Raw genomic sequence first — 13,164 nt, 5'->3', positions numbered from 1 at the left:
CTGTCACTGAATGAATCAATGATCAAATAATAGCACAAATAATAAGCAACAAGGACGGAAGTAAGTCTCCAATTAGCTGATAATGTGATCTGATATCACGATCGCATCGGTAAGATCCAAGTACTCTTACTAAAATTGTTTTTCCTAACTAAATACTATTACAACATCAGATTCCCCATTTACCCTGAATCAGGCTTTATCATTTAATTGAATTACCATCACCTGAATTGGATGTTTAGTTACGTTTTCATCATTGTGTAATTCGTTAGGAACGTCTTTGGTGAGATAATACGCCTTACCTTTCTTTAATTTTAAATAGTGTACTTGCCCTTTGTTGTTTGTAATTTTCAATGTCCCATCCGTCAATGCGACCAAAACCCGATCGTTATCATGTCTATGCATGGGCAAAACTTGTTTTGAAGAGGGATAGATAATTGTTTTCCACACCGTTACCCTGTCATTAGATAATTGCTCAATACGTTGGGTTGATAATCCAGCGGCCTGAAGTGTGCTTGTCCCCAGAATAAAGCTCATAAGCAATTTGAATAAATTAATTTTTTTCATCATGTTAGATTACTCTCCATTTTCAAATAAAACAAAACCGTATCATTCCGCTAATTCCTCAATTTTCCTTTAACTTTCCGACACATAGCTCACAAAATTGCTATAATTATAGTAGGAGGTCATTGTAAGGAGTTTGAATATGTTAACTACATTTCTAGCCACAGTGATTGGCTGGTATTTAATCATAGTAAGCTTATTCTTATTATTCCATAATGAGCATGCAAAATCAGCTATGGCAGAGATTATAGCTCATCGCGGAGCGCAATTGATTATGGCTATAGTAACCTTGATTACAGGTTTGCTTTTAGTAGTCAGTCATAATATCTGGGTAATGGGCTGGCCTGTTGTTATTACTCTTTTTGCATGGTTAGTCTTGCTCGGTGGTTTAATCAGATTTTTATGTCCAGATACTGCAGTTAAAGTAGGCCAATCCTTTGTCGATAATCCAATGAGACTAAAAATAGCAGCTGTAATATTCTTTATTTTTGGTTTGTTCCTGTTATTTAATGTCTATTATGTTTATTTGAGATAAACGAAGAGTTAGTGGGTACTGTGACTCATTTTGTTTATAGGGAAGAAAAGGAAGCGATAAAGTCCTTGTCAATTCAACAGTAAGGAATGCTATGATATGATGCTTAATATGATACACCTATAACAAAATGACTAGAACCCAAGCTCATCCTTATCAAACGACGACTTTTTCAAACCTCAAAATAATTCCACTCGCTTTGAACTGGTTATTAAAATTTGCTTTGCTCATTATTATAATCGCAGTTTTTATTCCACTCTCCCCGAAAATGCCAGCTCCCGGGCTTGATGCCTCTTGGGCAGTAGGCCTCAATCAAGCGGTTGCTCAAGGTTTGGCTTTTGGTAAAGACATTTTCTTTACCTTAGGACCTTATTCTTCCATCTATACCAAATTCTACCACCCTTCTACAGATTTCATGATGGTTGGGGGAAGTTTGTATTTGGCTTTGTGTTACTGGATAGCTATTATTCTTTTAATGCAAGACGTTAAATGGCGTTGGAGTATTGCTTTTGCAATACTTCTCTTCAGTATGATTTATGCTCGGGATTCTTTGTTCTTTTCCTATTCATTAATCACTGGCTTGCTCATTCATAAAGAAATTTCTGGAAAAGAAACATTCTTAAAAAGCAATTTCTTCATTTTATTTGCTTTACTTTTCACTCCATTCGGTTTATTTCCGCTGATCAAGGGCTCTCTTTTGATATTAAGTATTATTACCATACTCTTATGTTCTTTCTTTTTGAGCCTTTATAAACAGCGAACTCTTGCTGTGCTCTGTCTGGCCTCTCCACTAGTTTCCATGTTGTTTTTTTGGATAGCATCCGGGCAGTCTATTTTCCATTTGCCAGCTTATATCAGTAACACTATCTCGCTTGCCTCTGGTTTTACTGAAGCCATGGCAACCGAAGGAGACAATAAAGAACTAATAGTATTTGGGATTACCTCTTTTTGCATTCTCTTATCAATCCTCCTGCAAAAAAAGGTCTCACCATTATCCAAAGCCTTTCTATTTTGTATCTATTTTGTTGTTCTTTTCCTGTCTTATAAAATGGGATTCACAAGACATTTTGGCCATGCCTTTATCGCTGGTACCTCTGTTTTGCTTGCCTCTTTTTTATTGCCGTATTTCAATTCCAACAACAAAGTAATAGTCCCATTATTAGCTCTATCCCTTTATACAGCGAGTTATATCAACGGTCACTATACCAAAATATCCGTTCGCGATAATGTCATTTCCACCTATACCGCCGCTTATTATGGTCTTAAAAACAGAATCCAGAACAAGAACTGGTTAAAAGAAAATTTTTCATTAACTATGAATTATTTGAAAGCCCGTGATAATTTTCCCATATTGCCAGGTACTACCGACATTTATTCCTACAATCAAACGTCATTAATCGCATCAGGAATGCAATGGTCACCAAGGCCAATCTTTCAGAGTTATTCCGTTTTTACTGCAAACATGGCAAAAATCAATAAGAATTACCTTTTGAGTGAGAACAAACCGGATAACATCATTTTTAAAGTAGAACCAATTGACAATAGAATTCCTTCAATGGAAGACGGTATGAGTTGGCCGACGCTGATTAATCATTATCAACCAGTACGCTTAGAAAATGATTTTTTATTTTTAAGGAAAAAAATAGTTAACAAACCTGTAACGCCTTTAGTGCCATTAAAAACAGAAATTCATACTATTGGAGAACAAGTTAAAATACCCGATACCGATATTCCTCTTTTTGTCGAAATAGATATTCAACCAACGTTCTGGGGTATGTTAGCGACTACCTTTTTCAAGCCTCATCAGCTTGAAGCCAATTTGGAATTAAAAAATGGTACCATAAGACAATACAGGCTCATTGCCAATATGGCAAAATCCGGTTTTCTATTATCGCCTTTCATAGAAAACAGCGCTGAATTTGGATTGTTATTTAGCCAGAATAATTACCTGGCAGGTAAAAAAGTTATTTCATTTTCCATTAATTCAAAACAAGTGCCTTCCTCGCACTGGCAAACAAAATATACTATTCATTATAAAACTTTTGCCAGCGATAATTAAAACAACATGGATGAGGCAATAAAAATAGTATACCAAGGTCTTCTTAGCTGGTTTTTTGTTTAAATTCCAAACAAATATCTTCCCAAAAGGGAAATTAACAAGTAAAATTATGTACTAAAATAACTCATATAGTTTTTTATATGCTTTTAGGGTTCTTTTTATGACCAAAAACCGCCGAACTCCCATCCCATTGTCAGACAAGATGATTACTCTTAAAAAGAATCTTCAGGAGCAACTTACACAATCCAAATCGTTAGGCGAGCAAATTCATGCTGGAACGACCACAGCATCAACCATAACAACGGGGATTAGCCATGTGTTTAATGTCATTGCTTCCTTTTTAAGCAACTACCGACAAATTCCACTCGTGGGTGGAATAATGCAACTAGTAGCCACACTAGCCAAATCAATCTCCATTGTGAGTGATCCGGAAAAACCGATAGCTGAAAAAATTGTATCATCCCTTCTAATCGCTGCTATTATCGCTCTTTCTATTACAGCGATCACGCTCGGTGGACTGGCTGCCGCAATTATTGGAACAGTAATCGCCTCCGCAGTCACTATCATGGAAGGATTGGGATTTTTTGGGAAAATTGCTGAAAAATTTCAATTGGCAAATTCCTACAAAATGAAAAAAGAATTTATAGATCTTGTAGCGAAACGTATAGAGCCAAACAATGATAAATATAATGACTTATTCGAAATTCGTGCCATAGAACTCCAACATGAACTTGAGAAGTCTTATCCCAATAAAATGGAACAGCAACAATTAAAAGAAGAGTTGAATTTCATTAATGCGGTACTTAAGAAAAAAAATATCACCCCGGGAAACAATAAAGAGAATGACGCTTACAAACTAAACCAACTCTATGCTAAACGCGCTGAGCAATTAAAAACCCTTGTAGATAAAATTGCTTTAATCAATCCAACTGGAAAGAGAGCTGAGCAAAACAAACTTTTAAGCGAAATCAAATCATTACAAAAAGAAATAACCAAAACCGACGATAGCATAGAAGAAATCATAGCTCCGCTTGCTAAAATAGAACGAGACAATTTGAAATCTACCATTAATTTGCCATTAAGTTACAGTACCTTTGCTATAGCAGCGGCCAGTACTTTAATATCAATCGCTGGTTTACTTGTGGTAGCTGGAGTGATTGCCGCCCCTCCAATTATGGTTCCTATCATGTTTGCAGTAGGTAGTGTTATGGCGGTTATAGGTTTAATCAAGTGGACCGCTGAAAAAATGGTTGAAATAGAGGATGCTCAATTAAAAGCAGAAGAAACTGCGAAACACCAAGACGCCGTTTTGGATGAAGCATTAAACGTTTATGAGCAACAATTAAATCTTGAGTTAGTCAGTCCTTCAAACCCTGCGAGACAGGTGAAAAATATATTAACAGTTCACGATAAAGAGCCTGCTTTGTCACCAACTGAAAGTACTGTAAGCTCATTAGATTCCAGATTTACTTTATTTGGCTCATCTTCTCGAGAGCACACAAAAATAGCAGAACAGAAAACCACTGATACAACTAATGAAAAAGCACCTACAACTTTTGATTCCATATCCAAACCAACTCGTTAACAAATATAACAATTTTTTATAACTTTGTTATAATTGATTTATAAATAGGCAGTTTATGCATAATACCTGATTCGTGAATATAAAAATTAATGAAATCAAGAGAAAAATTCATGGCCAGAAATAAAAGACTCGATCGTTTTCATAATGCTCAAAATAGTAATACTTGTGGCTACGATCAAGCATTCAGCGAAATACGAGACGGAAGAAAAAGAAGCCATTGGATATGGTATATTTTTCCTCAATTGGAAAATTTAGGTAAAAGCCCATCTGCCAAGCTATATGGAATTAAAGATTTTAATGAAGCATGTGATTATTTAAAAGATCCTGCGCTGTTTAAGCGCTATTTTGAGTTAATAAAACTCATAGAGGAAAAATTAAAGAACATTCCTCTATCTCATCTGATGGGTAGTTTTCCTGATGATCGTAAATTCATCTCAAGTGTGACCTTGTTCCAAGCCACTTCCAATTACCTGAGTTCAAAAGATACGGATTCTCAAAACAAGTATCATGAACTTTATGAGACTTGTAATAGAGTTTTTAAACAAATTGCTCCACAGGGTTATTCTCCATGTCAACAAACTGAGTTGTTGGTCAAACATCAATCAAATTCTCCTGTGAAAAAGACAACAGAAAAATCAAGTCAACCTCCCCAAGTGACTATCTTTTCACCCAAACGGCCCAAACCGAATACTGCCCATCCTATCCTTAAGGAACTTACTCAATATATAAGCAAAAGAGAAAATGAATGGGGTTATCATTATAATTTTCTAGGTATAGTGGCTTTCGTTTATTTCATACAGGATTTAATTTTTGGAACGGATCATTTCAATCATAAAGCTCGCCAAGTCAAATTAAGTGCGGCAAGCAAGTTACAAAAAATCCTTGATCCCACATGCCATGAACGATGCAATCTAAATCCATCCGAAAGAAAAGCGCTTTCCGATGGTCGCTTGGGGGAGATTATTAATAAACATGGGGGATTGGATAAAATCCTGACAGAGGCTCCTGACAAACTTCCAAAAACTAACCGAGATCAGGCAATCAATAGTAATCCCTTTTCATAAAACCATTGGATTGCAAGTAATTGCACCAAGAAACATCACATTATAAACCCAATGGCTTTTACAATTTTTAATCTCTGAGAATTCGCTACAAACTACAATAGACCTCTCGCATAACCGGTCTATTTTGTATTATTCAAAGGACTCCCATAGGGCGACATGTGCGCCGGTCGGGTCGACTATAATAGCAAAACGTCCCATTTCACCAGCCTGGGTTATTCCTTTCACTTCCTGAGCACCATGTTGTTTTGCTTTTTTTAAAGCCTCTGATACATCCTGGACATAAATATAAGCCATCCAGTGAGGGGGGATTTGACTTTGTTGATCTTTGGGAATTTGCCATATACCAGCCATTTCCTTATCATTGCACTGAATTAGAGTGTAGGTCATTTCCTTTGACTCAATCTCTCTAAATTGCCAACCAAAGACTTTACCATAAAAATCCTTTGCTTTTTTAACATCTGAAGTAGCTAATTCATTCCAACAAAATTCTCCAAACGCAGCTTGTGTCATAAGAATCTCCTATAATTTGATTTTTTTAGAACAATTTGATTTATACTCAGGCCTTCTAAATAACTTCAATCTTAAAATCAATAAGTTGCATTGAAGTTATTTAGAAGGCCTGATACTGTTAAGCAGCTACTTCCTCACAACTTTCATTACTTGACAACGAATACAACATAATGAATAGTTCTCAAAGAATAGTAGACCAATGCTATAAATGCCACCATTACCAGGATTAAATAGTTTTAACCCAATTTAAAAATTACGTTATGAGTCAAAATATCATTATAAACCGATGCGAGTGGGTGGGACAAAACAAACCCCATTATGAACTATACCATGATACTGAATGGGGAATTCCTGTTCATGATGATGAAAAACATTTCGAGATGCTTATTCTGGAAGGTGCTCAAGCGGGGTTAAATTGGGAAACTATACTAAAAAAACGCGATGGATACCGGAAAGCTTTCAAACAATTTAATCCGCAAGCCGTAGCCCAAATGACAGATGATGAATTAAGTGCCTTACTAACTAATCCTGAAATTATCCGTAACCGACTTAAAATTTTTTCTACCAGAAAAAATGCGAACGTTTTTCTGTCTATTCAGCAAGAATATGGATCATTTGATTCTTACGTTTGGCAATTTGTTAATGGAACGCCTATCATAAATCGTCCTGAAAGCATACGAGCGATACCAGCAACCAGCAAAGAATCAGATGCGTTATCCAAAGATCTAAAAAAACGAGGGATGAGCTTTGTTGGCTCAACCATCATCTACGCTTACATGCAAGCGATTGGTATGGTGAATGATCACATCGTCACCTGTTTTCGGGCCAAATAAGAAGAATAAAAACTCCTGAAAATGTTTCTAAAAACCAATTATCGTTCATCCCCTGATCTAACAATAAATTGGTAACTGTTCACGCAATGGTGTCAACGGTTACATAAATTGGAAATCCAGTTTTCAATATGTTGTTAGATCAAGCCATGATACTGAAACAATTCCGTTTAGGTTCTTAAGCTGACGGTAATATAAGGACCACCTACAGAAAAATTACTCTGTGTGTGTTTGGCGCTCGATGTAGACAAAGAACCGGTATCCAAAGCAATGACATTGGTATTTGTTTCATAACTGGATAAAGGATTAAAATACAAGGCTCCCATATAGCCGGCTTCAAAATTCAAATCCCAATTTTGTTTCAAGGAGTAAAGGTAACTTAACCCAATTTTGGCATCCAGGGCTGGAACCAGTTGATTGACACTGGGATTAGCAAGCCCTTCACGATTTACATAGATTCCAGCGATAATCAATTGCTGAGAAGTTCCTGTGAATTGGTATTGAGCTGGTTGCATTCTGCCATACAAGACCGAGCCAGCGAGTTGTCCAACCAAATTTAACCCATGAGAAATATTATAACTATTATTGAATCCTAATCTCGGTCCAACACCTTTGTAAGTGGATGTATTATTTAACGAAAGTATAGGGAGTGAAAAGCCCCGAAAAGTTGATATCAGCTCTTCTTTTATCCAGGCACTGCTTAATCCTGTAAAAAGTCTTGTCTGTAATTTGGAACCGAAGTTAATAAATTTTCCTACATCGAGATTAACCGCGTCATAATTAAAGTCAAGACTGGCATGTGCAAGCTTTAATAAAGCTACTCCTGTTATTTGACCAGAGGGAGTAGGAGGAGTACCAGTCTGAGAAAAAGGAGAGATCCATTGCGATGTAGGATTCACAAAGACATTATCAGTATCATTGGTCCGCAGATGTGACCAGTTTAACTGCAAATCGCTTCCAGAATTGGCAAATACATAACGCCCTGCCAAATTAAACCCCACTTGATAATCTGGATTAAAAGTAACGACCTGCCAATTAGGCGATGGTATTGGCAGTACTGTAGTAATCACTCCCCAACCTAAATTATTCGCTCCCGGTTGCAGATAAAAAGCTGTCGCAGAAAATTCATATCCCGGTTTTAAATTAGGAATGAACACTCGGAAAAGGTCATTGTTTTCAACTGTTCCTGCACTGCCGGCATAATTGCATACACCAAACAACAGTAAAGTAATTCCCATAAATAATTGATGATATTTCTTCATATTTAATGAATCCTCCCTAATGCATGATTTCTATCAATCAAAATAAACTTTAAAACCAAGTTTCTATTATTTAATCTATGGATTTCAGCGATGAACCAACCGAACAGCGATGAGTAAATCTGTGGAATTAAATTTAAGATTTATGCCTGAATTGGTACAAATTTCCAGGCAATCTTAGCATAAGAAAAATGTAATGTATTGAAAATTAATTATTAAATTGTAAACATACATTAGGGGCTGTTGACAATTCACCCCACGTGCCGCGGCTTGTCCTCGGCATCCAGACGATGTTCAGCATAACGCCCGCGTTTAAATTATTTTGTAACCTATTGATTAAGAGGTGCAAACTCATATTATAACGGTCCTAACCGGTCATAAAAGAGTTTGCGATGCCAAGACTTATGCTCAATGATGAGCTATGGTCGAAGCTAAGGGATATGATGTTGCAGCGCAGGATTTATGACAAGCCCAATCTACGAATGATGGTTGAGGGCATGTTATACCGTATGCGTGTTGACTGCCCATGGCGAGATCTACCAGAAGAATTTAGATGCTGGAATTCAATCTATCAACAGTTCAATCGTTGGTCACTAAAAAACAAATTGTTGAAATTTTTTAAAGCACTTGTGCAAGAACCAGATCTTGAATGGGAGTTCATTGATGGGGGCATTGTTTGTGCTCATCAGCACAGTACAGGTACTTGCAGTATCGAGAACGAAGCTATTGGCAAATCCAGAGGCGGAAACACAACAAAAATTCATCATGTGGCTACCTGTGTAATAACGATATCTGGTGATATTATTCCTGTGAGTCCAATATTAAACAAGGAAGCAGGGTGAAATCATTTTACGTTTATATCATGGCAAGCAAGCGCAATGGGACACTGTACGTCGGTTCTACAGTCGATTTGATCAAGCGTGTTTGGGAACATAAAAATAATGTGGCCCCCGGATTCACGGCCACTTACGATATACACATGCTAGTCTTTTATGAAGTACACCAAAGCTACGTTGAGGCTGCTAGACGTGAAAAACGTTTCAAAAATTGGCCTCGTCAATGGAAAATAAACTTAATCGAGCAGGTAAATTCAGAATGGCGTGATTTATACGAAGATATTTGCCGGTAAGCAAGATCGTTTGGATGCCGCGGACAAGCCGCGGCACATAGGGTGGTGGGGAAAATTGTCAACAGCCCCTAATCTTTATCATGATTAATTGATTGTTTTTATAAGATAGCACCCTGTCAAATGATTCCTGTGACCAGTACGTTCAAATTCTATTGTAAATCCCAATTTTTGATACCATGAGCAAACTGGCCAATCCTTAAGGGTAAAAACAGTCATGGATTGACACCCTTTTTTCATTGCCCATTCCTCAGCTTTTTGGACTAAAGCCTTTCCATATCCCTGGTTTCTATAAGATTCCGCAACCCATAATCCTCCAATTTCTGCGGGTCCAAAATTGTCAAAACCTGATATAGCGGCAATGATGCTTTGCTTGGTATCATAGATGGCAAAAAAATATCCTCCGGTACTTGGCAAACCACGTTGTGAGGCATAGTGGTTGATACCATCAATGATTGCGCCGTGATCGTCTTCAGTAGGATTTTCTATGAAAACTATGTCTTTATTAATCATATTGAGGCTCTTTTTATCTTCTTGTGCCTTGATAATAACATATTTTCTATACATGATAATCATACCTCATCATTTACTCACAGAGGATTTCCTTATCTCGATGGAGGACATAGTGACTATCTTTTACTGACGTATTAAACGAATGTTTCTCCCATCAAAAAAACAAGGCTCTGTTGACCTGATGGGATTAATATCCAGGCCTCCTCTTCTTGTATATCGTCCATAAACAGTCAATGATTCAGGTTGACAAAATCGCATAATGTCGGCAAATATCCGTTCAATGCATTGCTCATGAAATTCATTATGATTTCTGAATGAAATCAGATACTTAAGCAAGCCCTCATGATTTATTTTTTTACCTTTATAGGCAATTTGAACGCTTCCCCAATCCGGTTGATTAGTGACCAGACAGTTTGACTTCAATAAATCAGAATACAGTACTTCTTCAACTATTTCAGTTGAAGTTGAAAGAAAACCAGGGGTCACATGATACACAGAGCATTCAATATCAAGCCCATCAAGGCAAATACCGCTGAATGCAGCATAAATAGTTTGATTAGCGATTTCTGACAAGGGGTACACATTAACAGCCACTTCAGAGCCAATACACTGACTCAAATCTTTGCTGATAGTTTGAACAACAGTTTCAACATTAGGGAAAGTCGTGTTATTCAATGAGTTAAAATAGAGTTTTAATGATTTTGATTCAATAATCCAAGGAGAATGACAATCATAAGAAATAACAGCCATAGCAACAACAGGTTTCCCTTTGGAGTTTAACCAGGACACCTCATAATGATTCCAACAATCAAAACCATGGAAAGTGATGGAATTGGGATCTAAATTAATTTCCTGGCGTTTTGGAGCCCTGGGGATAGGATACAGTCTTTCAGGATTGTAGTGATCATCATAATTTGAAGTTTGCCCCAGCTCCGACTGATTTGCTATATTCTGATAAGTACTTTCAAGTTCCTTATTCATTATTGATGCCTCCAAAATAGTAATAATTTGCGCTGTGCTATACCAATTGATTGCTTGCCCGGCTTCAATTTGCATTGCAATATAGTTTAACAAAGTAGACGCTTCCTTAATTTGCGCCGCTTTTTTCTCCAAAGCGTCAGCCTGTAGAGCAAGTGAATTTTTCAGATTAAAATCAGGATGCTGGATAATTTTTTTGATTGAAGCAAGTGAACACCCCAGGAACCGCAGGGTAGTTATTTGCTGCAAACGTAATAAATCATCAGATGAATACAGTCGGTAATCCGACTCTGACCGTTTTGATGGCTTTAGTAAATTAATTTCATCATAATATTGTAAGGTACGAATACTTAATGAAGTCAGTTTGCTGATTTCTTTAATCTTATAAAATTTCATTTTGTAACTCTAAAAAACAAAATGATTATAATCTATCACGTTACGTGAGGGTCAATATTTTATTAAAAAAATGAAATAAACTATATTTACAAGACTAACGAAAAACCCCAAGGTCGAGGCAAAAAATGTTTTTAATGGGGAGTTTAGATATACTAAATGACCGATTTAAAAACTTTTTTAACAAAGAGATTGGGGTGTTTCGAAAGTCCTGGTTTAATGAGAGATACTGGAAATACCATTTAAAGGAGTCCATTTACCCATGATTAATCAACAGATAGAAGTATTCTTGAAATCCCCTGCTTTTGCTGTAGTTGGCGCCTCCTCCAATAGAGCAAAATACGGCAACAAAGTATTGCGATGCTATCTTCAGAATGGCAAAAAAGTCTATCCTGTCAATCCACATGAAACGCTGATTGAAAGCTTGCCTGTTACCCATTCAGTAAACGATTTACCTGATGATGTGCAAAGTATTTCTATTATTACTCCTCCATCCATCACTGAAAAAGTCGTAAAGGAAGCAGTCAAAAAAGGAATTAAACACATATGGATGCAACCGGGAGCAGAGAGTGTCTCAGCCATTCAATATTGTTTGGATCACAAGCTTAATGTCATTTCCGGAGGAGCTTGTATATTAGTCGCCATGGGGTATAAAGAAGATTAGGGAAAAACAATAAGCTATTTTGTAGCCTAAAATAGCTTATTTGATTTTTTACAATTCTAGTCGATTATTTAGGATCTCTGAATTGCTTTAATGATTCATTGACAACACTTTCAAGAGTTCTATTTTCTGTATATTTTTCTCTCAAAAAACTGGCATCACTGCCTTTGTGAGTGATTTCATAAATATGGTCTAAAGCCAAAGTACTGTTTAAGCGATTAGCATAAGGCTTTAATCGACGTAGTGTCGTTAAAATATCTTCTCGAAGCAAAATTTGCTCATAAGTTTTGGGATGCACCAAAGTTCCATCCAGACCAAATCGACAGGCTTGAAAACGATTGTAATTGTACACAAGATAATCATCTTCATGAGGAGGAGGTTCTTTATTTTCCAATAAATAACTGCAAAGGGCTTGCATATAACAAGCTAGAGCAGCTGCCCGCTCAACCGTAAGGGGACTATCACACACCCGCATTTCAAAACTCCTTCATTGCAGGGATCTCGTTCGCTTTAATTAAAGCGCGTTGAACCATTATTGGACCCAATATTTCTAAAATTAGGGCAACCATAGCCAGTGGGGCCAAAGTATCTACCAAATTAATACCAATATATCGACTCTGTTCAAGAATCAAAATGACGAAAACAGAGATAGGTGTCATAGCCAAACCAGTCAAGACGCCCTTCCTAAATGAAATATCACTGATATGAGCAAATAAACTAATCCCTGCAATTTTTGCTATGAACCTTATCGTTATAATTGATAATCCTATCCAGAAACCTGTTACAACCCTTTGCCATTCTATGGTTGCTGCAATAAATACAAACAATAGTACTAATAACAAATCACCTAATGTGCCAAATCCTGGTTGTGAAGGATTGAATACCATTCACCCATGGCGGGAAACCAGTCCAAAGGTCAATGTGGCTAACACTGGAAACAATTTTAGATTATGGGTTAAAATAACCAGCAGTATCACAGCGCAAGCAAATGCTAACGTATTGTCTTGACGGGTGCTTTTTACTGTTTTAAGCATAATTGGCATTATCACTCCAAAACTGAGAAATAGTGTATTTGCTACCCACCAAATTAATG

12 protein-coding genes and 4 pseudogenes are annotated in these 13,164 nt (G+C 36.8%); 8 read left to right on the top strand and 8 right to left on the bottom strand.

Annotation, left to right across the window (positions count from 1 at the left end; all coding sequences use genetic code 11):
* Positions 1 to 189 precede the first annotated feature (189 nt).
* On the bottom strand, positions 190 to 567 hold the full coding sequence (locus EL201_RS03255) for a cupin domain-containing protein (RefSeq protein WP_027223678.1): 378 nt from the start codon (positions 565 to 567) through the stop codon (positions 190 to 192).
* A 136-nt stretch (positions 568 to 703) separates the two neighbouring features.
* Here EL201_RS03255 and EL201_RS03250 point away from each other — a divergent pair, with 136 nt between their 5' ends.
* The 4 genes from EL201_RS03250 (at position 704) to EL201_RS03235 (ending at position 5,801) form a co-directional block, all read left to right on the top strand.
* On the top strand, positions 704 to 1,096 hold the full coding sequence (locus EL201_RS03250; protein WP_027223677.1) for a membrane protein: 393 nt from the start codon (positions 704 to 706) through the stop codon (positions 1,094 to 1,096).
* 127 nt (positions 1,097 to 1,223) lie between these two features.
* Entirely contained in the window at positions 1,224 to 3,152 is a 1,929-nt protein-coding gene (locus EL201_RS03245) for a hypothetical protein (protein WP_027223676.1), read from the top strand.
* Between the two features lie 160 nt (positions 3,153 to 3,312).
* The gene (sidA, locus tag EL201_RS03240; protein ID WP_027223675.1) at positions 3,313 to 4,737 is read left to right on the top strand and encodes a T4SS effector SidA; all 1,425 of its coding nucleotides are present in this window, start codon (positions 3,313 to 3,315) and stop codon (positions 4,735 to 4,737) included.
* Positions 4,738 to 4,847: 110 nt separating this feature from the next.
* The gene (locus tag EL201_RS03235) at positions 4,848 to 5,801 is read left to right on the top strand and encodes a DUF1810 domain-containing protein (protein WP_027223674.1); all 954 of its coding nucleotides are present in this window, start codon (positions 4,848 to 4,850) and stop codon (positions 5,799 to 5,801) included.
* 129 nt (positions 5,802 to 5,930) lie between these two features.
* Here the strand turns inward: EL201_RS03235 and EL201_RS03230 are convergent, their stop codons facing one another.
* Positions 5,931 to 6,311: a VOC family protein gene (locus EL201_RS03230; RefSeq protein ID WP_027223673.1), complete on the bottom strand. Its 381-nt coding sequence runs from the start codon at positions 6,309 to 6,311 to the stop codon at positions 5,931 to 5,933.
* A gap of 260 nt (positions 6,312 to 6,571) precedes the next feature.
* On the opposite strand from EL201_RS03230, the gene EL201_RS03225 reads away from it, so the two are divergent.
* The gene (locus tag EL201_RS03225; RefSeq protein WP_027223672.1) at positions 6,572 to 7,144 is read left to right on the top strand and encodes a DNA-3-methyladenine glycosylase I; all 573 of its coding nucleotides are present in this window, start codon (positions 6,572 to 6,574) and stop codon (positions 7,142 to 7,144) included.
* Positions 7,145 to 7,311: 167 nt separating this feature from the next.
* On the opposite strand, the gene EL201_RS03220 is transcribed toward EL201_RS03225, so the two are convergent.
* Positions 7,312 to 8,403 carry an Lpg1974 family pore-forming outer membrane protein gene (locus EL201_RS03220; RefSeq protein WP_027223671.1) on the bottom strand — a complete coding sequence of 364 codons (1,092 nt, stop codon included), beginning with the start codon at positions 8,401 to 8,403 and terminating at the stop codon, positions 7,312 to 7,314.
* A gap of 389 nt (positions 8,404 to 8,792) precedes the next feature.
* Here EL201_RS03220 and EL201_RS03215 point away from each other — a divergent pair.
* Positions 8,793 to 9,164, top strand: a pseudogene (locus EL201_RS03215) (transposase); the annotation flags it as partial.
* A 74-nt stretch (positions 9,165 to 9,238) separates the two neighbouring features.
* On the top strand, positions 9,239 to 9,529 hold the full coding sequence (locus EL201_RS03210; protein ID WP_027223670.1) for a GIY-YIG nuclease family protein: 291 nt from the start codon (positions 9,239 to 9,241) through the stop codon (positions 9,527 to 9,529).
* A gap of 84 nt (positions 9,530 to 9,613) precedes the next feature.
* Here the strand turns inward: EL201_RS03210 and EL201_RS03205 are convergent, their stop codons facing one another.
* From EL201_RS03205 to EL201_RS15790, 3 genes and pseudogenes are all read right to left on the bottom strand, one after another.
* Entirely contained in the window at positions 9,614 to 10,093 is a 480-nt protein-coding gene (locus EL201_RS03205) for a GNAT family N-acetyltransferase (protein WP_050598317.1), read from the bottom strand.
* A gap of 69 nt (positions 10,094 to 10,162) precedes the next feature.
* Entirely contained in the window at positions 10,163 to 11,020 is an 858-nt protein-coding gene (gene queF, locus EL201_RS03200; RefSeq protein ID WP_027223669.1) for an NADPH-dependent 7-cyano-7-deazaguanine reductase QueF, read from the bottom strand.
* A gap of 240 nt (positions 11,021 to 11,260) precedes the next feature.
* Positions 11,261 to 11,413: pseudogene (locus EL201_RS15790) on the bottom strand (MerR family DNA-binding transcriptional regulator); the annotation flags it as partial.
* A gap of 259 nt (positions 11,414 to 11,672) precedes the next feature.
* Between EL201_RS15790 and EL201_RS03195 the strand changes: the two are divergent.
* Positions 11,673 to 12,074, top strand: coding sequence for a CoA-binding protein (locus EL201_RS03195; protein WP_027223668.1), 402 nt, complete (start codon positions 11,673 to 11,675; stop codon positions 12,072 to 12,074).
* A 64-nt stretch (positions 12,075 to 12,138) separates the two neighbouring features.
* Here the strand turns inward: EL201_RS03195 and EL201_RS03190 are convergent.
* Positions 12,139 to 12,555: pseudogene (locus tag EL201_RS03190) on the bottom strand (glutamate--cysteine ligase family protein); the annotation flags it as partial.
* Positions 12,548 to 13,126: pseudogene (locus EL201_RS03185) on the bottom strand (cation:proton antiporter); the annotation flags it as partial. The pseudogenes EL201_RS03190 and EL201_RS03185, both read right to left, overlap by 8 nt.
* Between the last annotated feature and the right edge of the window lie 38 nt (positions 13,127 to 13,164).

Origin of the sequence: Legionella pneumophila subsp. pascullei, assembly GCF_900637585.1 — a bacterium.
GTDB lineage: Bacteria > Pseudomonadota > Gammaproteobacteria > Legionellales > Legionellaceae > Legionella > Legionella pascullei.
Note: the sequence above shows the minus strand (reverse complement) of the source record. Positions and strands in the feature narration are given on the sequence as shown.